We start from the raw sequence: 22,453 nt of genomic DNA, 5'->3' as shown, positions 1-22,453 counted from the left end.
GCCGCAGGAGCTGCCGCCCGCGCCTTGGGACGGCGCGTCCGTTTGGCCGTGCCGTGCCCGCCACGGGTGCCATAGCCGATCAGCACGTTTCCGGAGCCGCTTTCGGCCTCGGCTGCGACCTCGGGGGCAGTGGCGGCCGCGGCGGCGGGATCGGCCCCGGCCCGTTCCTCCTGGCGGTAGGCCTCAGCCGCGGGATGGGCCGCAGCGGCGGCACCGTCCTCCCCGGCGTCCGTTGCCTCAATGGAGATTAGCGGCTTGCCGACGTCGATAGTGTCCCCTGCTGCCCCGTGCAGTTCCGCGACGATGCCCGCATACGGGCTCGGCACTTCGACCATGGACTTGGCGGTTTCCACTTCCGCAATCGGCTGGTCGACGCTGATTTCGTCACCGATGCGAACCAGCCAGTTCACGAGCTCGGCCTCGGTCAGCCCCTCGCCCAGATCCGGCAGCAAGAATGTCTGGCGGGCCATGCTCACGCGTCCTCCCACTGAAGCTCGTCAACGGCGTCGAGGATCCGGTCCACGCTGGGCAGGTGGAAGTGCTCCAGCTTCGGCGCCGGGTACGGGATGTCGAAACCGGTCACCCGCAGGACCGGCGCAGCGAGCGAGTGGAAGCAGCGTTCCTGCACCCGCGCCACGATTTCGGAGGCGACGGAGGCGAACCCCGGTGCTTCGGCAATAACGACGGCGCGTCCCGTCTTGCGCACGGACGCCATGACCGTTGCGTCATCGAACGGCACGATGGAGCGCACGTCGATCACCTCCAGCGACCGGCCTTCCTCCGCAGCCGCAGCCGCAGCGTTGAGCGCAGTGGAAACCGACGGGCCGTAGGTGATGAGCGTGGCATCCGTCCCCTCGCGGGCCACCACGGCCCGGCCAAAGGAGTTGGCGGAAGAACGCAGTGCCTCCAGCTCCAGGTCTTCCTTGGACCAGTAGAGCTTCTTCGGCTCCAGGAACACCACCGGATCCGGGTGGCGGATGGCCTCGCGGAGCATCGTGTAGGCGTCCGGCACGGTCGCCGGCGACACCACGGTCAGGCCCGGCGTGTGCGCATAGTAGGACTCGGAGGAGTCGCAGTGGTGCTCCACTCCCCCGATCCCGCCGGCATAGGGAATCCGGATGACCAGCGGCAGCTTGACCTTGCCGCGGGTGCGGTTGGGCATTTTGGCGACGTGTGAGACGACCTGCTCGAACGCCGGATAGGCGAACGCGTCGAACTGCATCTCGACCACCGGCCGCAGCCCGTTCATCGCCATGCCGACGGCCATGCCCATGATCCCGGACTCGGCCAGCGGGGTGTCGAAGCAGCGCTCCTCGCCGAACCGCTTGGTCAGCCCGTCGGTAATGCGGAAGACCCCGCCCAGCGTGCCTACGTCTTCGCCGAAAACGACGACGGTTGGATCGGCTTCCATTTCATCGGCCAGGGCCGTGTTCAGCGCCTTGGCAAACGTCAGTGTTGTGCTCATGTTGGCTATTTCCCCCGGTCCCGAGGTCAGAGCTGCTCGCGCGAGAGCTCTTCGCGCAGTTTGGCCGCCTGCTCGCGCAGCTGACTGGTTTTTTCCGAGTAGACGTGCCGGAACAGGTCCTCGGGGTCCACTTCGGATTCGGCGTTCAGCCCCTCGCGCAGTGCGGCGGCGACGCGCTCGGCCTCGGCAGCGATGTCCTTCTCGGTTGATTCGTCCAAAAGCTTGAGCTCCGTCAGGTAGGTGCGCATCCGCATCACCGGGTCCTTGGGCACCCACTGGGCCACTTCATCGTCACTGCGGTAGCGCGTCGCGTCGTCGGCGTTGGTGTGGGACTGCATGCGGTAAGTGTGGGCTTCCACTAATGCCGGCCCTCCGCCGTCGCGTGCCCGGTCGACCGCCTTGCCCAGGACCGCGAGCAGCGCGGCGAGATCGTTGCCGTCCACACGCTCGCCCGGCATGCCGTAGCCGATCGCCTTGTGGGCCAGGGACGGCGCCACGCTCTGGTGGCTCAGCGGCACCGAGATGGCGTACTGGTTGTTCTGCACGAAGAACACCACCGGAACATGGAACACGGCGGCGAAGTTCAGCGCCTCGTGGAAGTCGCCCTCGCTGGTTGCGCCGTCGCCGCACATGGCCACCACCACCGTGTTCTCGCCCTTGAGCTTGGCGGCGTGCGCAACTCCGACGGCGTGCAGCAGCTGGGTGGCCAGCGGCGTGGCCTGGATGGAGACGTTGTGCTCGTAGGGGTCGTAGCCGCTGTGCCAGTCCCCGCGCAACAGGGTCAGCGCCTGGATCGGATCCACGCCCCGGGCGAGCACGGCCACCGTGTCGCGGTAGGTCGGGAACAGCCAATCGGCAGCTTCGATGCAGAGCGCGGCGGCAACCTGGCAGGCCTCCTGCCCGTGGGATGAGGGATAGACCGCCATGCGGCCTTGGCGGACCAGGGCGTTGGCCTGGTCATTGACGCGCCGTCCGACGACCAGCTCGCGGTAGGCGCCCAGCAGCGAATCACCATCCGGCAGCGGGTATTTGTCGTTGTGGACGTGGCGGCCGTCCGGGTCGATCAGCTGGACCGGCTCTACCGAGGGCAGCATGTACGACTCTGCGGCCCGCTGCGCGTCCAGGTCGGCCCGGCCGGCAGGTTCCTGCATGGACCCCCGCCAGGGACTTCCCGTTGAAATAGTCATAGGTAGCTCCTTGGAATTCTTCGAGGCCCTGGCCCGCCGAAGGCCGGGCGGCCGTCCTGTTCAGGAGTGGAAACTGTGTGCCTCCAGTATGCGATTGCGTGACTATTCGTATCCACTTCACCGGAAAACCGTGGAAGTTCTACCTCAGGTGCCGTATTCTGGGAGACGAATTGCAACTGTGAACTGGATTACTTATCGAGGTGTAGACGAATGGGCGAAGCGGCGTCCGGCATGAAACTGGACGATATCGACCGCCGGATCCTGGCGGAGCTGACAAGGGACGGCCGGCTGTCCGTCACGGCCGTGGCGGAGAACGTCCACATTTCCCGCGCGCACGCCTATTCCCGCATTGCAAGGCTCACCGAGGCTGGCGTGCTGACCAAGTTCACGGCCCTGGTGGACCCCATCAAAGCCGGCCTGAAGGCCTCGGCCTACGTCACGCTGAAGCTGCGCCAGCATTCCTGGCGGGAATTGAAGGAGGCCCTGCAGGCTGTCCCCGAGGTGCACCACATCGCCCTGGTCGGCGGCAACTTCGACGTGATCCTGCTGGTCCGCGCGGTGGACAACGTGGATCTCCGGCGGGTCATCTTCGACCAGATCCAGTCCATGCCCGGCATCCTGGACACCCAGACGTTCCTGGTGTTCGAGGACCTTGACACCCGCTGAGCCCAGGCCCGCCCACACTTTCCACAGCCCCCTGAAAGCCGAAACGCCGCCGGGCTGGGCCCGGCGGCGCTCATCAGCGGCGTCTGCACAGCAGCCCCGACTGGTGGCGGAACCGCACGGGCTTTTCCGCCCTCCCCCATGAGGCCTCAGGGCCGACGTACAGATGCCGGTTATTCAGTTAAAGGGCCGGCCCAAATCCGGAATGCTCTTCCGAATTGGCAAATTTGTTGGATAAATTCTCGGCCGGGCCGGCGACAGGTGTCAATAGAAGGGCTGAATCGTTCAACGGCCGGCGCTGGAAACGCCGCCGAACACCGGCTTGCGCTTCTCCTGGAACGCTTTGAACCCTTCGGCGTAGTCCTCGCTCTTGCACAGCCCGCCCTGGGCGGCGTTCTCGTCCTCCACCGAGGCCCACAGCCCCAGCCGCTGGTCGCGGATCGCGGCCACCAGCTCCTTGGAGGCGACGAAGGCACCGGTGGCTCCTTCGGCGACCTTGGCCACGGCAGCCCGGGTCCGCTCCAGCAGCTCGTCCGCCGGCATCGCCCGGCTGAAGAGGCCCGATGCCACGGCCTCGGAACCGCTCATCAGCTCCGCAGTGTAGATCAGGTCGAGCGTGCGGTGTGCCCCCAGCCGCTCGGTGAACAGCCAGTGTCCGCCGGAATCGAGCGTGGCGCCCAGGTTTGCGAAGGGCGAGCCGATCTTCGCATTCTCCGCGACGTACACCACGTCAGTGGCGATCAGCAGGCCCAGTCCGACGCCGAGGCAGGCGCCCTGCGCAGCGGCGAAGGTGGGGGCCGGGAAGGCCGACATCTTCTTCAGCAGCGGCGTCACCAGGTCACCGAGGTAGCCATAGGCGTCGTCGGTTTCCGGGACGACGGCGGAAATATCGCGGCCCGCGCAGAAGCCGCGGCCTTCACCGCGCAGCAGCAGCGCCCGGACGCGGCCCTCCGCGGCGGCAGCCGCGGCGTCGTCGTACGCTTTGCCCAAATCGGCCAGGGCCTCTTCGTCCAGCGCGTTCATCTTCTGCGGCGCGTTCAGCACCACTTCGGCGATGTTGTTTTCGATCGACAGTTCGATCATGCCCATGCTGTTCTCCTTCGAGGCTTCGGCCGGTCAGGCGTCGTAGTCGACGCTGAGTTCGTCGCTCGTGGGCCGGGTCTGGCAGGTCAGGACATAGCCGCGCTCGATCTCATCCGGTTCCAGCGCGTAGTTCTCGTCCATCTCGAAGGTACCGGAGACCACCTTGGCCCGGCAGGTGCCGCAGACACCGCCGGCGCAGGCGAACGGCACGTCCGGCCGGACCCGCAGCGCCGCATTGAGCACGGACTCGCGGGCATGCTTGGGGCTGGCCACCTTGCCGGAGAGCCCGTCCAGGCGGAAGTTGATCTCGAAGTTGTCGGCGTTCGGGTCCACCTCCACCGGCCGGCCGATGCTGCCCTGCGGTTTGTTCGGCTCGCCGGTGGTGAACAGTTCGAAGCGGATCTTCTCGGCGGGAACACCGCGGGCGGCGAGGGTGTCGCGGCACAGCTGGACCAGCTCGAACGGGCCGCAAAGGAACCACTCGTCCACGTCGTCGGTGCGCAGCACATCGTCGAAGAGGCTGTTGAGCTTCTCCGCGTCGATCCGTCCGGACAGCAGCGGCGAGATGCGCTGCTCGCGGGAAAGCACATGGTGCAGCGCGAAGCGGGACGGGTACTTGTCCTTCAGGTCCGCCAGTTCCTCGACGAACATGACGTCCATGGCCGCCTTGTTCGCGTACACCAGGTCGAAGCGGACATTCTCGTTGGCCGCCAGCACGGTGCGGGCGATCGAGATGACCGGGGTGATGCCGGAGCCGGCGGCGAAGGCGACGAACACGTGCTCGGTGTCCGTATCGATGTCCTCGGGCCGGTTGAGCTCCGTCATCTGGTGCTTCGAGATGAACGCGCCGGTCGGGCTCATGACGTCCAGGACGTCGCCGGCCTTGAGGTGGTCGTTGGCCCAGTTGGAGAACAGCCCGCCGAGGTCCCGCTTGATGGCCACCCGGATCTCGCCGGCCGTGGGCTCGGCGCAAATCGAGTAGCTGCGGCGGACTTCCTGGCCCTCCATCTCGGTCCGCAGCGCCACGTACTGGCCCGGCACGTAGTCGTACTGGCCCTGCAGCTCGTCCGGCACCTCGAAGGTCACCTCGATGGCCTCGTCGGTGAGGCGGCGGACTTCGGAGACCGTCAGCGGGTGGAAGGCAGCGCGGCGCTTGCCGGTTTCGGGCTGGCCGCCCTGGGTCTGGGCCGCGTCGGCCTCAGGCGTGGAAGTAGTCATCTAGAGCACCTTGAAGTAATCGAAAGGTTCCTTGCACTCATTGCATTGGTAGAGCGCCTTGCAGGAGGTCGACCCGAAGCGGGTCAGTTCACGCGTGTTCAGCGAATTGCAGTTCGGGCACTTCACGCTCAGGCCGAGGCTGACCGGACCGGTGCGGACACCGGCCAGCCCGGTCGGCGGCGCGATGCCGTACTCTTCCAGCTTCGCCTTGCCCTCGGCCGTCATCCAGTCCGTGGTCCACGCCGGAGCCAGCACCAGCTTGACCCGCACGTCGCCGTAGCCCTGCCCGTTAAGGGCAGTAACGACGTCGTCCCTGATCGCGTCCATCGCAGGGCACCCCGAGTAGGTGGGAGTAATGGTGACTTCGACCGCCGGGCGGCCGGCGTCGTCGTACTCCCCCTCGATGAGGCGGGTGCTGCGGAGGATACCCAGTTCCGCAATGCTGATGACCGGGATCTCCGGATCGCACACTGTGGCTGCAATATCCCAGACCTTGGCAGCCTCGGCGTTGGCCGGGCGTACTGCGGTGTTAGTGGACATAGCTCACTCCGTTGTTACTGAATCGCCACGGGCAGTTACCAGGTGGCGCCTGGATGTTCGCGGGCCAGCACCTGCATTTCGGCCAGCAGGTAGCCGAGGTGCTCGCTGTGCTTGTGCCGGGACTTGTCCGTCATGGCCGGCGGAATGTCGGGCAGCTCCAGGCCGGCCTCGGCGAAGACGCCGGCCAGGTACGCATCAAACGGCGCGCGCAGTTCCGACGGGCGGACCGCCACGCCCTCAAGGCGCCCGACCAGGTCGTCGTCCTGGAACAGCTGGTCGACGTACGGCCAGACCGAGACAAGGCCGGCGGCCATGCGGCGCTTCGATTCCTCGGTCCCGTCGCCCAGGCGGAGGGTCCACTGGGTGGCATGGTCGCGGTGGTAGTCGACTTCCTTCAGCGCCTTGGCCGCAATGGCTGCCAGCGTGGCATCGGCGGAATCGACCAGGCGGGAGTAAAGCTCGTGCTGGAAGGCCGAGAAGACCAACTGGCGGGCGATGGTCTTGCCGAAATCGCCGTTCGGCTGCTCCACCAGGTAGCTCGAGCGGAACTCATTCTCGCCCCGCCAGTAGGCGAGGTCGTCTTCGCTCTTGCCCCAGGCCGCGCCGGCGTAGGTCAGGAAGGACCGGGCATGGCCGATCAGGTCCAACGCGATGTTGGCCAGCGCGACGTCCTCTTCCAACTCCGGCGCGCGCGAGATCCACCAGCCCAGGCGCTGGGCGAGGATCAGCGCGTCGTCGCCCAGGCGCAGGGCGTACTCGGCGACGTCTTCGCTGACCTCCACGCCCTCGGCCACCTGTGCGGCAACATCCTCGGGCCGGTACGCGTTGCCCGGCGTGATCCGGGTGGCGCTTTCACCGCTCACAGGTGCTTCACCCCTTCGCTCTTGGTGTAGTAGGTGGCGTGCCGGTAGTCCTTGCCCTTGGGGGACTCGAAGAACTCGCCCTTGGCGTCCGGATCGCTGGCCACAATGGCCGACGCCGGGACCACCCAGAGCGAGACGCCTTCGTTGCGCCTGGTGTACAGGTCGCGGGCGTTGCGCACGGCCATCTCGGAGTCAGGGGCGTGCAGGGAGCCTGCGTGGACATGGGAGAGCCCGCGGGAGGAGCGGACGAAGACTTCCCACAGCGGCCAGGCCTGCTTGTCATGGCCTTCCGCAGCCGGCGTTTCCACCGTCTCGACCGGCTTGGCCATTGCTGTCTGGTCTCCTGTTGCCATTAGGCCACCTGTGCTTTCTGTGCTTTCTTGTTGGCGTAGGCCGCGGCGGCTTCGCGCACCCACGCACCGTTCTCATGCGCCTCGCGGCGGCGTTCCATCCGCTGGGCGTTGCATGGCCCGCGACCGGCCAGCACTTCGTGGAACTCGTCCCAGTTGAGCTCGCCGTGCTCCCACATGCCGGTTTCATCGTTGTAGCGGATCTTGTCGTCCGGCAGGGTCAGGCCGAGGACCTTGACCTGCTCCTGGATCATGCCGACGAAACGCGAGCGCAGCTCGTCGTTGGAGAAGCGCTTGATGTTCCAGGCCATGGACTGCTGCGAGTTCGGCGAGTCCGTGTCCGTCGGACCGAACATCATCAGCGCCGGCGCGTAGAACCGGTTGACGGCGTCCTGGGCCATCTGCTTCTGCGCAGGGGTCCCGTTGGACAGTTCGAGGAGAATCTCGAAGCCCTGCCGCTGGTGGAAGGACTCTTCCTTGCAGATACGCACCATCGCGCGTCCGTACGGGCCGTAGGAGGCGCGGCAGAGCGGCACCTGGTTGGCAATGGCGGCACCGTCGACCAGCCAGCCGATCGCACCCATGTCAGCCCATGAGTTGGCGGGGTAGTTGAAAATCGAGGAGTACTTGGCCTTGCCGTCCAGCAGCTGCTGGTTGAGGACATCGCGCGGCGTCCCCAGCGTCTCCGTGGCCGAGTAGAGGTAGAGGCCGTGCCCGGCCTCGTCCTGGACCTTGGCCATCAGGATCGCCTTGCGCTTCAGCGAAGGGGCGCGGGTGATCCAGTTGGCCTCCGGCTGCATGCCGATGATCTCCGAGTGGGCGTGCTGGGACATCTGCCGGACCAGGGTCTTCCGGTACTTCTCCGGCATCCAGTCCGCCGGTTCGATCCGGGAGTCCTCGGCGATGATCTTGTCGAAGTAGGCCTGGCCCGCCTCGTCTTCTGCCGACGGGACAGCCTGCAGTGTCGCCTGCGTCTGCGTTGCCATTGGGTGTCACCTCACTGTGGGAAAGTCCTGGGCGCAAATATTTACCGACCGTTCGTTCAGAATATAGGGCCGCAAGGGGTGCGTCAAGACACCACCGGCAGCCTCGGTCCAGGCCGCCGCGGCAACCCGGGGCCATCCGATCCGAGCGCGTCCCCGGCCGGCTCGGGGAACGATCGCGGCGTCGGCCCCGTTCCGCTCGCTGCGATCGCCGTCCTGGCCGGCCCCCAGCGTCTATATATTGGTGCCATGATGCACCCCTCGGCAGAATCCACCACGTCCAGCCCTTCCGCAGCACTGACCGCCGGCCCCGGGCGGGACAACGGCCGCCCGCAGCCGCCGGAGGCGCGCAAGCAACCCCAGGAACGCCGGCACCACGGGGACGTCTTCGTTGACGATTATGAATGGCTGCGCAACAAGGAAGCCCCGGAGGTCGTGACCCACCTGGAGGCGGAGAACGCCTACACTGCCGCGGTCACCGCGGATCAGCAGCCGCTGCGCGATGCGATCTTCGACGAGATCAAGAACCGCACCCAGGAAACGGACCTGACCGTGCCCGTCCGCAAGGACGGCTGGTGGTACTACGGCCGGATGGAAGAGGGCAAGCAGTACGGCATCCAGTGCCGGACAAAAGCAGCGGACTCCGGCGACCCTGCGGTGGACTGGACGCCGCCGGCCGTGGAACCGGGGACGCCGGTGCCGGGCGAACAGATCCTGCTGGACGGCAACCTGGAAGCCGAAGGCAAGCCTTTCTTCTCCCTCGGCGGCGCCGCCGTCACCAAGGACGGCAACCTCTACGCCTACGCGGTGGACAATGCCGGCGACGAGCGGTTCACCCTGCGGATCAAGGACCTCAGGACGGGCGACCTGCTGCCGGACGTGGTCGAGAACGTGTTCTACTCGCTGGCTTTCTCCCCTGACGGCCGCCAGGTCTTCTACACGGTCGTGGATGACTCCTGGCGCCCGTACCAAATCAAGTCCCACACCTTGGGCACCCAGGTGGCGGACGACGTCGTTATTTACCAGGAGGACGACCCGGCCATGTGGACCGGGTTCGACCTTTCGGCGGACCGGCGGCACCTGGTGGTCAGCATCGGCTGCTCCGAGTACAGCGAGACACGGCTGCTCGATTTCGATAATCCGGACGCCGGGCTGCAGGTGCTGGTCCCGCGCAGCGAGCGGATCCTTTACGATGCGGAGCCGTTCACCCTGGATGGCATGCCGAAGGTCCTCCTCACGCACAACAAGGACGCGGTGAACTCAATGGTCTCGCTCGTGGACCTGGCCGAGTTCGCCCAGCCGCTCGGCGAACAGCGCTGGGACACCGTGCTGCCGCACGACGACGCCGTGCGGGTCAATGGCGCAACCGTCACGGCCACGCACGCCGTCGTGTCGGTCCGCAAGGACACGATCGAGCGCATCCAGGTGCTTCCGCTGCAGGGCCTGGGCACGGCGGCGCAGGGCGCGGCCGTGGAACCGGACTTCGATGAGGAGCTCTACACCGCCGGCATGGGCGGTTCCGAATATGAGGCGCCGCTGATCCGGCTGACCTACACCTCCTTCTTCACGCCGCCGCGGATCTACGACTACGAACTGGCCACGGGCCGGCTCTTCCTGCGCAAGGAGACCCCGGTGCTGGGCGGCTACGAATCCTCCGACTACGTGGCCGCACGCGAATGGGCCATGGCCGGCGACGGGACGCGGATTCCGCTGTCCGTGCTGCGCAAGGCCAACGTGCAGCGCGACGGCGCCAATCCGGCACTGATGTACGGCTACGGCAGCTACGAAGTCAGCATGGACCCCGCGTTCAACATCGCCCGGCTCTCGCTGCTGGACCGCGGCGTCGTCTACGTGATCGCCCACGTTCGCGGCGGCGGCGAAGTGGGCAGGAAGTGGTACGACGACGGCAAGAAGCTGCGCAAGATGAACACCTTCACCGACTTTGTCGCCGCCACCGATTGGCTGGCGGCCTCCGGCTGGGCCGACCCGAAGCGGATCGCGGCGATGGGCGGCTCGGCCGGCGGCCTGCTGATGGGCGCCGTGGCGAACCTCGCCCCGCAGAAGTACGCCGCCATCGTGGCGCAGGTCCCCTTCGTCGACCCCCTGACCTCCATCCTCGATCCCGACCTGCCGCTGTCCGCACTGGAATGGGAGGAATGGGGCAACCCGATCACGGATCCCGAGGTCTACGCCTACATGAAGTCCTACTCGCCGTATGAGAACGTCCGGCCGGCGGACTACCCGCGGATAGCGGCGGTCACCAGCTTCAATGACACCCGGGTGCTGTATGTAGAACCGGCCAAGTGGGTGGCCAAGCTGCGTGAAGCAACCACGGGCTCCGAGCCGATCGTGCTCAAGATCGAGATGGACGCCGGCCATGGAGGAGCGTCGGGCCGCTACGAGGGCTGGAAGGACCGGGCCTGGGACTACGCCTTCGTGCTCGACGCCCTGGGAGCCGCGGAAGTGGCCTGATCCGTGGAGGGGGCACGGCAAGCACGACGGCGGAACGTGCCGAAGCGCGTACCCGCACCTCCTGCCGTGGTCCGGCAGGTGGCTGCGGGGGCGGCCTCCGTCCTCGGAGGCTTGCTCCTGGCCGCTTTCGGCGTACTGGCACACCGCTTCCGGCCGTTCGAGGGCAAGGACCCAGGCGAGTCCTGCGCGCCTTGGGGCATGAACAGCGCATCGGCGGCCGAGCGGGACGCCGAGCCGTTCTATCTCCGGCAGTTCTTCTGCAGTCCTGACGGGTCGGACGCCGTCTTGACCAAGGCTCCGCCGGAAGCCTTCGGCCTCATGGCCGCGCTCCTGCCGTTGGGCCTGGTGCTCTTCGCGGCCGGGATGGTGTCGCTGGCCATGGCCGCCCGCTCGCCGGCTGCCGCAACGGTGCCCCCTTCCGGAAGCAGCCGACGGCCGGCGGCTGCCTGGGCCCTCGCCATGGGAGCGGCCTGGGCGCTGTTCCCCTCGGTCGCCATCTATCTCGGGTTCGGCTACTGGGAAGCTGCAGCCGGCTATGCCGGCATGGTCCTGGCCTGCTCCGCGGCGCTGATTGCCGCGGCCGAGAGTGGGGCCGGCGGTCTGGGCCTGCGCAGCGCTGTGGCGCGCTTTGCAGCCAGCGCTGCCTTGGCTGCGGCCGCAGCTCCGATGCTGGCGTTCGGCGGTGGCGTATTCACGCTGATGGCTTTTGCTTATCCGCCGGTGGGCGGCGCCATGGTTGTTTTTCCTGCTGCCGCAGCCCTGGCCTGGCGGCTCCGGCGCAGGGCGGCGACGACTTGACTTGAGTCACAAATCAGGATTACCTAATGAACATTCGGTATATATCCTGGAGAGGCTCACATGACGGATCTTGATGCCAGTCCGGCCAGCCATGCTGCGGCCCGCACCGCCGCTTCCGCCCAGCCTGCCCCGGTCCATCCGGCTTTCGTCAACGATCGGGCCGCTGAATGGCTGGGCGTGGAAGTCCTGCGGGCCGAATACGGCGATGTGCTGATCCGGATGCAGGTGCGCGACGAAATGCTCAACGGCTTCGGTATTGCACAAGGCGGGATGGTTTTCGCCTTTGCCGATGTCGCCTTCGCCCTCGCCTGCAATGATCCGCACGGTGATGGAAGCACCATTACGGTAGCGTCCGGCGTCGATATCAATTTCATGAGTCCCGGCTTCGCCGGGAAGAGCCTGACTGCCAGCGCCACCCTGGTCAGCACAAGCGGCCGCAGCGGCCTCTTCGACATCCGGGTAACCCAGGAAACAACCGGAGGCGGCGAAGACATCGTCGCAGTGCTGCGGGGCCGTTCCCGCACCATTCCCAATCCCGCCGCCCGCAACAAGTAGCAAGGACCGTTCAATGTCGACCATCACCGGAACGAAGGCCCGCAAGTCCACTCCTGCCGAGCCGGAGATCTTGGATCCCGAGGAGCGGATGAGCCGTGACGAGCTGGAGGCCCTGCAGCTTTCGCGCCTGCAGCACACGGTGGCCTACGCCTACGAGCGGGTGCCGATGTACAAGAAGAAGTTCGATGAGGCCGGAGTGCATCCCGGGGACCTGAAGGAACTGTCCGACCTGAAGCACTTCCCCTACACGGACAAGGAAGATCTCCGCCAGTCCTATCCCTTCGGCATGTTCGCGGTTCCGCAGAACGAGGTCGCCCGCATCCACGCGTCCTCCGGTACGACGGGCCGGGCCACCGTGGTCGGCTACACCAAGGGCGACCTGGAACGGTGGGAGACTCTCTTCGCCCGCTCCCTGAAGGCCTCGGGAGTCAAGCAGGGTTGGAAGGTCCACAACGCCTACGGCTACGGACTCTTCACCGGCGGCCTCGGCGCCCACTACGGCGCCGAGAAGCTCGGCTGCACCGTGATTCCGATGTCCGGCGGCCAGACCGAAAAGCAGATCCAGCTGATCCAGGACTTCGAGCCGGATGCCATCCTCTGCACTCCGACCTACCTGCTGACGATCGTCGACGCGATGGAACGCGCCGGCCTGGATCCGGCCAAGACTTCGCTGAAGGTCGCCGTGCTGGGAGCCGAACCTTGGACCGAGGAAATGCGGCACGAGCTGGAGACCAAGCTCGACATCGATGCCTGCGACATCTACGGACTGTCCGAGGTCATGGGTCCAGGCGTGGCCGGCGAATGCATTGACTACAAGGACGGCTCGACGATCTGGGAGGACCATTTCCGCCCGGAGATCATCGACCCGCTCACCGACGACGTGCTGCGCGACGGCGAACACGGCGAACTGGTCTTCACCTCGCTGACCAAGGAGGCCATGCCGGTCATCCGCTACCGTACGCATGACCTGACCCGCCTGCTGCCGGGCACCGGCCGGCCGAACATGCGCCGGATCGGCCGCATCACCGGCCGCAGCGACGACATGATCATCCTGCGCGGCGTCAACCTGTTCCCGACGCAGATCGAGGAAATCGCCCTGCGGATCCCCGGCCTGAGCCCACATTTCCAGCTGGAAATCACCCGGCCCAACCGCATGGATGAACTGACCGTCAAGATCGAACGCCGCGACGACTGCACCCCCGAGGTTGCAGCGGCAGCCGCCAAGGACCTGCAGAAGCAAATCAAGATCCACGTCGGCTCCAGCTGCCGGATCGATGTCGTCGAACCCAACAGCCTCGCACGCTCCAGCGGCAAGCTCCGCCGGATCTATGACCTGCGCAACCTCAACGGCTAAAACGCCATCAGCGGCACGAATGCTCTGGAAAGATTAGGACCATGGTGAAGAATAACGGCCAGGAACCCGCCCGGCGAGGACGCCCGGGCTATGACCAGCAATCCGTACTCAACGTTGCTGTGGCCGTCTTCAACAAGCATGGCTACGAAGCGACGTCGATGGGAATCCTGGCGGAGAACCTCGGTATTTCCAAGAGCGCGATCTATCATCACGTGCCGTCGAAGGGCGATCTGCTCAGGCTCGCCCTGGACGAGGCGTTGGGCTCGCTGGAAGCGATTCTGGACGAGCCTGGCGCCTCCTCCGGCCGGGCCGACGACCGGCTGGAATTCGTGGTCCGGCGGACCATCGAGGTCCTGACCAGCAAACTGCCCTATGTCACGCTGCTGCTGCGGCTCCGCGGCAACACCGAGATAGAACGTACCGCCTTGGAACGCCGCCGCCAGTTCGACCACAAGGTGGCGGCCCTGGTGGAGGCGGCCCGCGATGAAGGGCGCCTCCGCGGGGACATCGATCCGCGCACCACCACACGGCTGCTCTTCGGCACGATCAACTCGATCGTGGAATGGTACAAGCCCGGCGGCAAACTCACGGCCGAGAAACTCGCGGACGACCTGGTGTCCATGATTTTCGACGGGCTCCATCTCCCGGCCGCGGCCCGCGTCATCGCCTAGCTCTCTCTGCTGCCCAGGATGGCAGTCCCTTCCTTGCCCCTGTCCCGGTGGTGCGCACCCTGCTAACCTTGCATCAACCACTTCGCGTCAGGGGGACGTCTTGGACTGGTTTGGGGATTTCACTGGGGGAACCGGGCTGCTTATCGGGCTGACGGTCGCGCTTTCCGCACTCACAATTGCCTCTACGGCTCTTTTCGCCTGCCGCCATCGGTGGGCCTGGCTCCCGCTGGGCGCCGGCGTGGCACTGTTCCTGCTCTTCGGTCTCGCCTCAGGACAGCCGGAGCTGGGCATGGGCGACCTGCTCCTGCCTGCCGTCTGTACCTACGGAGCCTGGCGCTGGTGGAGCGGCCGCAGGACCCATGGCGGAATGCTGCCGGTCCGGCGCGCGACGGCGGAGGAATGGGGAATCGGCGCCGGACTGCTGGTCCTCTTCGCCCTGATCAAGGGGTTTTCGGGGCTTGAGCTGCTGGCCGTCATCGGGCCGGACCTGCTCGTCCACGCAGTGCTTTCCGCGCTCCCGCTGGTCATCTACCTCGGCCTGGCGTACGGCATCGCCGACGCCTGGTCGATCGGCGTGGGCTTTGCGCTCCTCAACCTTGCCAGCGTCACGGCGGCAGGGGCGCCGAACCTCGCCGTCCTCTACGCCGCCGCGTCCGTCGCCGCGTACCTGCTCGGGCTGGTTAAATGGCGGACGGCCCTGAGAGTCCAGGACCGTCCGCGCGAACTTGCCTACCCTGCCGGCAGTTAGCTGACCTACTTCTCGACCAGGGTCAGCACATCGTAGGTCGCCACGATCTCGTCGTTCTGGTTGGTCAGCACTGCATCCCAGGCCACCTCGCCGTACTCATCCGTCTCGCGCGGAGTGATCTTCTTGGCAGTCAGCGTGACGCGGATCGAGTCGCCGGCGGCAACCGGCGTGATGAACCGCAGGTTTTCGAGGCCGTAGTTCGCCAGCACCGGGCCCGGAGCCGGTTCCACGAAGAGACCCGCGCCCCAGGAGAGCAGCAGATAGCCATGGGCGACAATGCCGGGGAAGAACGGGTTCGCTTCAGCCGCCGCCTGGTTGGTGTGGGCGTAGAACGTATCGCCGGTGGAATTGGCGAAGGCGGTGATGTCTTCCAGCGTCACCTGGCGCAGGTCCGAGCGCAGCGCGTCGCCGATCTTCAGCTTGGCCAGGTTCTTGCGGAACGGGTGCACGTCGTCGAAATTGCGGTCGGCGCCGGTATGCCAGACGCCGGTGATTGCGGTCAGCATGTTCGGCGATCCCTGGACGGCGGTGCGTTGCATGTGATGCAGGACGGAGCGGATGCCGCCGAGTTCCTCGCCGCCCCCGGCGCGGCCCGGACCGCCATGGACCAGGTGCGGCACCGGGGAACCGTGTCCGGTGGACGTGCGGGCATCCTCGCGGTTGAGCACCAGGACCCGGCCGTGGTGGGCGGCGATGCCGGTGACCAGGCGGCGGGCAGCCTCCGGGTCATTCGTGGCCACCGTGGCCACCAGCGAGCCCGAGCCCATGGCAGCGAGCCGGATCGCGTCGTCGAGGTCCTCGTAGCCGATCACGGAAGAGACCGGTCCGAACGCTTCGCGGGAATGGACCGCCTCGGCTTCGGCATCCTGCCAGGTCAGCAGGACCGGGGACATAAAGGCACCGCCTTCGGCTTCCCCCACGCTGCCGTCCTGGCGCGTGACCTTCGGAGCATCCAGCGTGCCGTACGCGAGTTCGCCGCCGGCGTCGAGCATTTCCTGGACGGCCGCGCGCACATCGGCAAGCTGCTCCACCGAAGCGAGGGCGCCCATCGTGACGCCCTCGGCGCGGGGGTCGCCGAGCACCACGCGCTCGTCGATTCGCGCCTGAACGGCGTCAACCACGTCCTGGATCCTGTCCTTCGGCACGATGGTGCGGCGGATTGAGGTGCACTTCTGGCCGGCCTTCGCCGTCATCTCGGTGACCAGGGACTTGATGAAAGCGTCGAACTCCGGCGTGCCCGGTGCGGCATCGGGCCCGAGGATCGCGGCGTTGAGCGAGTCTGCCTCCGCGGTGAAGCGGATGCCGCCCTGCGCCACGTTCGGGTGCGACTTGAGCTTGTTGGCGGTATCGGCCGAGCCGGTGAAGGCCACGGCATCGCGGTAGTCCAGATGGTCCAGCAGGTCCCGGGCGGATCCGGAGATCAGCTGCAGCGCGCCCGCCGGCAGGATGTTGGATTCGACGATCAGCTTCACGGCTGCGGCGGTGATGTAGCCGGTGGGCGTCGCGGGCTTGACGATGGTGGGAACACCGGCGATGAAGGCCGGAGCGAATTTCTCCAGCATGCCCCACACCGGGAAGTTGAAGGCGTTGATCTGGACCGCGACGCCGGGGATGCGGGTGTAGATGTGCTCGCCGACGAAGGAGCCGTCCTTGGAGAGGACCTCCATGGGCCCATCGACGACAACCTGCGAGTTCGGCAGTTCGCGGCGGCCCTTGGAGCCGAAGGTGAAGAGCACGCCGATGCCGCCGTCGATATCGATCATGTTGTCGATCTTGGTCGCGCCGGAGCGGTGCGAGATCTCGTACAGCGCTTCGCGGTGTCCGTTGAGGAACTGCGCCAGCTCCTTGAGCTTCAGGGCCCGCTGGTGGAAAGTGAGCTTGCCCAGCTCGGCCTGGCCCACCGTGCGGCCGTGATTAACGACGGCGGCCAGATCCAGTCCTTCGGTGCTTACCTGTGCCAGCACTTCGCCGGTGCTGGCGTCGCGGACCTCGGCGCCCGCCGCTGCGGTCTCCGGCGTCCACCAGGAGTCCCGGACAAAACTCGGAACATAATCAAGGCCAACAGTGGTTGAGGTCATCGTTGACTGCCTTTCCCTTTCCCGCGCAGCGTCCAGCCTCCCGCGGACGATAAACAAACTGAACGGTCGTTCGGTAACGTCACCAGCCTACATGAAGAACACCCGGAGTGCAGGGGCATTCCGTGCGGGCAGCTGGTCCGGTGTCAGTGCAGCCGCCGGCGCAGCCGCTCCAGTTCCTCCAGCTCCAGCCCGTGCTCGGTCAGGTACCGTCCGGCATCGAGGCCGGCAACCAGCTCCAGCAGCGCGTTGCGCGTGTCCTCGACCCGCGCTTCCAACGCCGGCCCCGAGATGTACCGCTCCACCGGGTGGCGGTACGGACTGATCCGGTGCCACTCATTGATCCCGCGCAGCCCGAACTCGTAGTGGTCCGCAATAGCCTGCGCGGACTCCCCGCGCAGCTGCAGCAGCAACGTGGCGATCAGTCCGGTCCGGTCGCGGCCGGCGGAGCAGTGCACCACCACGGCGCCCTGGGCCTCGGCGAGGACGCGGGCGACGGCAACGATGTTGGACGGGAACAGCCGCAGATTGTCCGGAAAGTGCCGCGGGTGGGACATGTACGGTCCGGCCAGCCGGCGGAATTCCTCGTGGTCGGGCTCTTCCGTCGGACAGTTCAGCAGCGTGAACATGGACCTGGCCTCCGGCGGCACCACCGGATCCGTATGGCGCGGCGAGCGCTCCCCAAGGTTCCGCAGGTCCACAACGGTGCGCACGCCGTCGTCGTACATTTGCCGCCAGCCTGCCTCGGTGAGCCACTCCGAGCGGCCCATGCCGTAGATGTCCCCGGCAATCAGCCGCGCGTTCACTGCGCCGTCCCAGCCCATGGCCGGATCCGGTCCAGCCTCGAGGTCACCGCCGGCCCTTCCCCGGTGTTGGGGAACCGGACTGCCGGGGCTTGTCCAGCCGGGCCTGCAGGCCGCGTTTGACGATCGGCCACTCAGTGTCCAGGACGGAGTAGACCACCGTGTCCCGCACCGTCCCGTCCGGCATCCTGGTGTGGTTGCGCAGCACGCCGTCCTGCTTGGCGCCAAGCCGTTCAATGGCGGCGCGGGACGGGTGGTTCATCCAGTGCGTGCGGAACTCGACGGCGCGGCAGCCGAGCTGCTCGAACGCGTGGGTCATGAGCAGCATCTTGCAGTCCGCGTTGGCGCCGCTGCCCTGGGCGCTGGCGCGCAGCCAGGTGTAGCCGATCTCCACGCGCGGCGTATCGGCGTCGATATTGCAGAACGTGGTCATGCCGAGCGCGGCCTCGTCGGCAAGCCGCCGGATGGTGAACGGCACCATGGTGCCCTGGTCCTGCTTTTCCATCCGACGGCGGATCTCCAGTTCCATGGTTTCCGGCGACGGCACGCGGGTGTACCAGAGGTTCCATAATTCGCCGTCGCGGACGGCGTCTTCCAGATCGGCCATGTGACGCCGCTGCAAGGGCTGCAGGCGCACGTACTTGCCGGTCAAGTTCAGCGGCTCGAAAAGGGGCATGGCTTCATCCTAAGCGCCGCCGCGCCGGGGTATTTTGTTCGCATGACTTCTTTCACCTTCGGCCGCAAAGGCCACGCAAAGCGCTTCGGGGCAGTATCCTTCCTGGTGGCCGGGCTGATCGGCGGATCCGCGGTAGCACCGGCCTCCGCCCACTCCGAAACCGTGGATCTGGTGGTCCTGGGCGACTCCTACTCCGCCGGCATCGGCACCGGGGAACTGGCCGCAAAGGCCCAGGGCTGCTTCGCCTCCGGTCCGGGCTACGCGGAATACCTCGAAGAACGCCCGGGCGTGGCACTGGACGGTAATTTCGCCTGCGCGGGGGCAACCGCGAAGCACGCAATGCAACAGGCCGCGGCGGCCTATGGCTCGGGGGCGTTGGGAGCGCAGACCGACCTCGTGACCGTGACGGCAGGAGGAAACGACGTCGATTTCAGCGCCGTCATCCTGGCGTGCGCAACCCAGCCCGCGGCGGTCTGCCAGACGGCGGTGGACAACGGCTACGAAACCGCGCGAGCGCAGGTGCTGCCCGACCTGCAGAAACTGTACGGGCAGCTCGGGGCTGCGGCACCGGATGCCACCATCGCCGCCGTTGGCTATCCGCACTTGTTCTCCACCAAGGCAGGCAGCGCCAGCCCGCTATCGCCGGAGGCCGCCGAGATCTTCAATGAGGGTGTGGACCGCCTGAACGGCGTCATCGAAGAGGCCGCGGACCGGTCGCCGCAGGCGGTGTACGTCGATGTGACGGAGAGGTTCGAGCGGCACGGAATCGGCTCACCGGCGCCATGGCTCAATTACGGGTCCGCTGATTCATACCGGGATTTCCATCCGACGGTCGAAGGCTACAAGAAGGGCTACGCCGGAGAGCTCAAGCAGCTGGTCGGGGACCTCCGCCGCTGATCTTCACAGCCGCGGCTGCGCCGGGCAAAGGGACAGGGCCGCCTTGCCGGATGCTTTCCGGCAGGGCGGCCCGCTCTGTCATGCCGAAGGGTCAGTCGTTCCAGGTGAAGAAACCCTTGCCCGTCTTACGGCCAAGTTCACCGTTGGCCACCTTGTCCCGCAGGATCTGCGGCGGCGCGAACCGCTCCCCGAGGGTGGAGTGCAGGTACTCGGCGATGCCCAGGCGGACGTCCAGCCCCACGATGTCCGTGGTCTTGAGCGGCCCAACGGGGTGCTTGTAACCGAGCACCATGGCGGCATCGATATCCTCGGCGGAGGCGACGCCCTCTTCGACCATCCGCATGGCTTCGAGCGCGATCGCCACGCCCAGCCGGGAGGAGGCAAAGCCGGGGGCATCGTGTACGACGACGGCAGTTTTGTTGAGTGCCTCGACCCAGGCCTTGGAGGCGGCGGCAAGCTCCGTGGAGGTCTTGGGCGCCAGGACTACCTCCACCAGCTGCGATGCCGGGACCGGGTTGAAGAAGTGCAGGCCGCAGAAGCTGCCCGGGCGCTGCAGCTGGTCCGCCAGCTTGCCGATGGACAGCGAGGAGGTGTTGCTGGCAAGCCAGGCGGTGGGGGCGAGCTGGGCCTCAACCGCCTTCAGCGCGGTGGATTTGAGCTCGAAGTCCTCCGGCACTGCCTCCACCACGAGGCCGCAGTCGGCGAACGATGAGTAGTTCACGGCCACGGCCAGCCGCTCGGTGAGCTGGCCGATGGACTCCGTGGTGGTCCCCCGCTCCACGCTCTTAAGCAGGGCATCGGTCACGCGGCGGCGCGCGCCCTCGGCCGCTTCGTCATCCCGTTCGACGACGACGACGTTCGCCCCGGCGGTCAGGAAGGCGTGCGCGATGCCTGCCCCCATCCGGCCGCCACCCAGGACGCCGACCTTGCCCGGTACTGACTCAACTGCGTTCATTTGTTCTGCCTGCTGTCTTTCTTCTTGTCCAGGAAGGCCTGCATGCGGTCGAACTTCGCCTCGGATTCGAACAGGATCCCCTGGGCGATGGTGTCGATCACGGGGTGGACCTCCCGCGGGGTATGGAAAACGCTCTTGGTGATGCGCACGGCCAGGGGGTCCTGGGCGGCGATCCGGTCCGCGAGCGCGTGGGCGGCGTCGATGAGCTGCCCTGCCGGGTGGATTTCGGTGATCAGCCGGGCCGCGAGGGCTTCCTCGGCGTTGAGGATCCGGCCGGCGAGCAGGATCTCCTTGGCCAGCGGTTCGCCGACCAGTTCCTTCAGCCGCCAAGTGGCACCGGCCGCGGCCATAATCCCGAGGTTCGTCTCGGGCTGGCCGATCTTGACGGTTTCCGTCGCGATCCGGAAGTCCGAGGCGTAAGCCAGTTCCGCCCCGCCGCCAAGGGCGAAGCCGTCGAGGGCTGCGATCACCGGCATGGGCAGCTGGGCGATGCGATTGAAGATGGTGGAGTTGATGCCGGCCAGTGCATCCTCGCGGCGGCGCTCGCGCAGCTGGGCGATATCGGCGCCGGAGGCGAAGATGCCTTTGCCGTTAGCCTCGGTTCCGGAGAGGATCAGGATCCGCGGTTCTCGTTCCAGGACGGAGCAGATGGCGTGCAGCTCATCGACCATCGCCTGGTCGATCGCGTTGCGGACCTCGGGCCGGTTCAGCTTGACGTGGACGCGGTCGTCCCGCTCGTCGACCAGCAGCGTCTTGAATTCGTGGGAGGCGAACAGCATCAGACCCGCTCGACGATCATCGAGGTGCCCTGGCCGACGCCGACGCACATGGTGGCCAGGCCGCGGTTGGCGTTTTCGCGCTCCATGCGGCCGAGCAGGGTGACGACCAGACGGGAGCCGCTGGAACCGAGCGGATGCCCCAAAGCGATGGCCCCGCCGTCGTTGTTGACAATGGACTGGTCCAGCTTCAGGTCCCGCAGCACGGCCAGGGACTGGGTGGCAAAGGCCTCGTTCAGTTCGACGGCGCCCAGGTCCTCGATGCTCCAGCCGGCCTTGTCCAGCACCTTCCGGGTGGCCGGGACGGGGCCGATGCCCATGATTTCCGGGGCGACACCGGCCGAGGCACCCTCCACGATCCGGGCCCGCGGAGACAAACCGAACTTCTGCACCGCGGCCTCGGAGGCGACCACGATCGCGGAGGCGCCGTCGTTAAGCGAACTGGAGTTGCCGGCCGTGACCACGCCGCCGGGCTTGATGATGGATTTCAGCCCGGCCAGGACCTCCATGCTGGTGCCCGGGCGGGGCCCCTCGTCGGTTTCGACCATGGTGGTCGCTCCCTTGCGGCCATGGACGGCCACCGGGACGATTTCTTCCTTCAGCCGGCCGCCCTCAATGGCGGCGATGGCCCGCTCGTGCGACTGGACGGCGAAGGCGTCGGCATCCTCACGCGAGATGTTGTAGACCTCGGCAACTTCCTCGGCCGTCTCCGGCATCGAGTAGGTCATCTTGCCGCCGCGGGACAGGTCCCCGTGCGTGAAGCGGTGGTTCACGAAGCGCCACCCGATGGACGTGTCGAACTGCTCGCCGGGCTTGGCGAAGGCCTTCGCGGGCTTCTCCTGCACCCACGGGGCCCGGCTCATGGACTCCACGCCGCCGGCGACCACGATGTCAGCGGCGCCGGCCTTGATCATGTGCGAAGCCTGGATGATTGCGCTCAGGCCGGAGGCGCAGAGCCGGTTCACCGTGATGCCCGGGACATGGTCCGCGTAGCCGGCCAGCAGCCAGGCCATGCGGGCGACATTGCGGTTCTCCTCGCCGGCGCCGTTGGCATTGCCCAGGATCACTTCGTCCACCGCGTCCGGATCGATGCCGGCACGGTGGACGGCCTCCTTGACCACCAGCGCGGCCAGATCGTCCGGACGGACCGACGACAACGCCCCGCCATAGCGGCCCACAGGGGTCCGCGCTCCGCCAACCAGGAATGCCTCAGCCATTGAAAGTCCCTCGAGTCTGTGTTCCGTAGTAGTCCGCCGGCCGGTTCCGCGGGCGCAGCCACAGGCAGAAATTACCGACCGACCGTTCTATAAAGAATCCCACG

General features: G+C 66.8%; 23 protein-coding genes. 8 read left to right on the top strand and 15 right to left on the bottom strand.

Annotation, left to right across the window (positions count from 1 at the left end; all coding sequences use genetic code 11):
* The 3 genes from D477_RS08895 to pdhA form a co-directional block, all read right to left on the bottom strand.
* The coding region (locus D477_RS08895) for a biotin/lipoyl-containing protein (protein WP_005268698.1) at positions 1-470 on the bottom strand (470 nt) is incomplete at its 3' end.
* Between the two features lie 2 nt (positions 471-472).
* Positions 473-1,465, bottom strand: coding sequence for an alpha-ketoacid dehydrogenase subunit beta (locus tag D477_RS08890; protein ID WP_005268697.1), 993 nt, complete (start codon positions 1,463-1,465; stop codon positions 473-475).
* Between the two features lie 26 nt (positions 1,466-1,491).
* On the bottom strand, positions 1,492-2,652 hold the full coding sequence (gene pdhA / locus D477_RS08885; protein WP_043846249.1) for a pyruvate dehydrogenase (acetyl-transferring) E1 component subunit alpha: 1,161 nt from the start codon (positions 2,650-2,652) through the stop codon (positions 1,492-1,494).
* 210 nt (positions 2,653-2,862) lie between these two features.
* Here pdhA and D477_RS08880 point away from each other — a divergent pair, with 210 nt between their 5' ends.
* Complete coding sequence (locus D477_RS08880) at positions 2,863-3,318, top strand: Lrp/AsnC family transcriptional regulator (RefSeq protein WP_005268695.1); 456 nt, start codon at positions 2,863-2,865, stop codon at positions 3,316-3,318.
* Positions 3,319-3,600: 282 nt separating this feature from the next.
* Here the strand turns inward: D477_RS08880 and D477_RS08875 are convergent, their stop codons facing one another.
* From D477_RS08875 to paaA, 6 genes are read right to left on the bottom strand one after another with little or no spacing between them, the layout of a single operon-like run.
* Entirely contained in the window at positions 3,601-4,398 is a 798-nt protein-coding gene (locus D477_RS08875) for an enoyl-CoA hydratase/isomerase family protein (protein ID WP_043846290.1), read from the bottom strand.
* 33 nt (positions 4,399-4,431) lie between these two features.
* Positions 4,432-5,616 (bottom strand): 1,2-phenylacetyl-CoA epoxidase subunit PaaE, encoded by a 1,185-nt coding sequence (gene paaE, locus D477_RS08870; RefSeq protein WP_005268693.1) that lies wholly within the window; start codon positions 5,614-5,616, stop codon positions 4,432-4,434.
* Positions 5,617-6,156 (bottom strand): 1,2-phenylacetyl-CoA epoxidase subunit PaaD, encoded by a 540-nt coding sequence (gene paaD / locus D477_RS08865; RefSeq protein ID WP_005268692.1) that lies wholly within the window; start codon positions 6,154-6,156, stop codon positions 5,617-5,619. It abuts the gene before it with no gap.
* A 35-nt stretch (positions 6,157-6,191) separates the two neighbouring features.
* Positions 6,192-7,019: a 1,2-phenylacetyl-CoA epoxidase subunit PaaC gene (gene paaC, locus D477_RS08860; protein WP_005268691.1), complete on the bottom strand. Its 828-nt coding sequence runs from the start codon at positions 7,017-7,019 to the stop codon at positions 6,192-6,194.
* Positions 7,016-7,348 carry a 1,2-phenylacetyl-CoA epoxidase subunit PaaB gene (gene paaB, locus D477_RS08855; protein ID WP_005268690.1) on the bottom strand — a complete coding sequence of 111 codons (333 nt, stop codon included), beginning with the start codon at positions 7,346-7,348 and terminating at the stop codon, positions 7,016-7,018. Before paaB ends, paaC begins: the two co-directional genes overlap by 4 nt.
* A gap of 23 nt (positions 7,349-7,371) precedes the next feature.
* A complete protein-coding gene (gene paaA / locus D477_RS08850) occupies positions 7,372-8,355 on the bottom strand; it encodes a 1,2-phenylacetyl-CoA epoxidase subunit PaaA (protein WP_005268689.1) in 984 nt (327 codons plus the stop codon).
* A gap of 246 nt (positions 8,356-8,601) precedes the next feature.
* Here paaA and D477_RS08845 point away from each other — a divergent pair, with 246 nt between their 5' ends.
* The 6 genes from D477_RS08845 (at position 8,602) to D477_RS08820 (ending at position 14,950) form a co-directional block, all read left to right on the top strand.
* Complete coding sequence (locus D477_RS08845; protein ID WP_005268688.1) at positions 8,602-10,824, top strand: S9 family peptidase; 2,223 nt, start codon at positions 8,602-8,604, stop codon at positions 10,822-10,824.
* A 36-nt stretch (positions 10,825-10,860) separates the two neighbouring features.
* Positions 10,861-11,622, top strand: a complete 762-nt coding sequence (locus D477_RS08840) for a hypothetical protein (protein ID WP_150110055.1) — start codon at positions 10,861-10,863, stop codon at positions 11,620-11,622.
* A 60-nt stretch (positions 11,623-11,682) separates the two neighbouring features.
* Complete coding sequence (locus D477_RS08835; protein WP_005268686.1) at positions 11,683-12,177, top strand: hotdog fold thioesterase; 495 nt, start codon at positions 11,683-11,685, stop codon at positions 12,175-12,177.
* Positions 12,178-12,190: 13 nt separating this feature from the next.
* Positions 12,191-13,531, top strand: a complete 1,341-nt coding sequence (gene paaK / locus D477_RS08830; RefSeq protein ID WP_005268685.1) for a phenylacetate--CoA ligase PaaK — start codon at positions 12,191-12,193, stop codon at positions 13,529-13,531.
* A 41-nt stretch (positions 13,532-13,572) separates the two neighbouring features.
* Positions 13,573-14,202, top strand: a complete 630-nt coding sequence (locus D477_RS08825) for a TetR/AcrR family transcriptional regulator (protein WP_005268684.1) — start codon at positions 13,573-13,575, stop codon at positions 14,200-14,202.
* Positions 14,203-14,302: 100 nt separating this feature from the next.
* Positions 14,303-14,950: a hypothetical protein gene (locus D477_RS08820; protein WP_005268683.1), complete on the top strand. Its 648-nt coding sequence runs from the start codon at positions 14,303-14,305 to the stop codon at positions 14,948-14,950.
* 5 nt (positions 14,951-14,955) lie between these two features.
* Here the strand turns inward: D477_RS08820 and paaZ are convergent, their stop codons facing one another.
* The 3 genes from paaZ to D477_RS08805 form a co-directional block, all read right to left on the bottom strand.
* The gene (paaZ, locus tag D477_RS08815; protein WP_005268682.1) at positions 14,956-17,028 is read right to left on the bottom strand and encodes a phenylacetic acid degradation bifunctional protein PaaZ; all 2,073 of its coding nucleotides are present in this window, start codon (positions 17,026-17,028) and stop codon (positions 14,956-14,958) included.
* Positions 17,029-17,171: 143 nt separating this feature from the next.
* Complete coding sequence (locus D477_RS08810; protein WP_005268681.1) at positions 17,172-17,849, bottom strand: tyrosine-protein phosphatase; 678 nt, start codon at positions 17,847-17,849, stop codon at positions 17,172-17,174.
* Positions 17,850-17,874: 25 nt separating this feature from the next.
* Complete coding sequence (locus tag D477_RS08805; protein ID WP_005268680.1) at positions 17,875-18,504, bottom strand: GNAT family N-acetyltransferase; 630 nt, start codon at positions 18,502-18,504, stop codon at positions 17,875-17,877.
* Positions 18,505-18,546: 42 nt separating this feature from the next.
* Here D477_RS08805 and D477_RS21135 point away from each other — a divergent pair, with 42 nt between their 5' ends.
* Positions 18,547-19,401: an SGNH/GDSL hydrolase family protein gene (locus D477_RS21135; RefSeq protein ID WP_005268679.1), complete on the top strand. Its 855-nt coding sequence runs from the start codon at positions 18,547-18,549 to the stop codon at positions 19,399-19,401.
* Between the two features lie 91 nt (positions 19,402-19,492).
* Here the strand turns inward: D477_RS21135 and D477_RS08795 are convergent, their stop codons facing one another.
* The 3 genes from D477_RS08795 to D477_RS08785 are packed head-to-tail and all read right to left on the bottom strand — an operon-like array spanning position 19,493 to position 22,349.
* A complete protein-coding gene (locus D477_RS08795; RefSeq protein ID WP_005268678.1) occupies positions 19,493-20,356 on the bottom strand; it encodes a 3-hydroxyacyl-CoA dehydrogenase family protein in 864 nt (287 codons plus the stop codon).
* On the bottom strand, positions 20,353-21,135 hold the full coding sequence (locus D477_RS08790) for an enoyl-CoA hydratase/isomerase family protein (RefSeq protein ID WP_005268677.1): 783 nt from the start codon (positions 21,133-21,135) through the stop codon (positions 20,353-20,355). Before D477_RS08790 ends, D477_RS08795 begins: the two co-directional genes overlap by 4 nt.
* Positions 21,135-22,349: a thiolase family protein gene (locus D477_RS08785; RefSeq protein ID WP_005268676.1), complete on the bottom strand. Its 1,215-nt coding sequence runs from the start codon at positions 22,347-22,349 to the stop codon at positions 21,135-21,137. Before D477_RS08785 ends, D477_RS08790 begins: the two co-directional genes overlap by 1 nt.
* Positions 22,350-22,453: the final 104 nt, after the last annotated feature.

It is taken from the genome of Arthrobacter crystallopoietes BAB-32 (assembly GCF_000328305.2).
Lineage (GTDB): Bacteria > Actinomycetota > Actinomycetes > Actinomycetales > Micrococcaceae > Crystallibacter > Crystallibacter crystallopoietes_A.
Note: the sequence above shows the minus strand (reverse complement) of the source record. Positions and strands in the feature narration are given on the sequence as shown.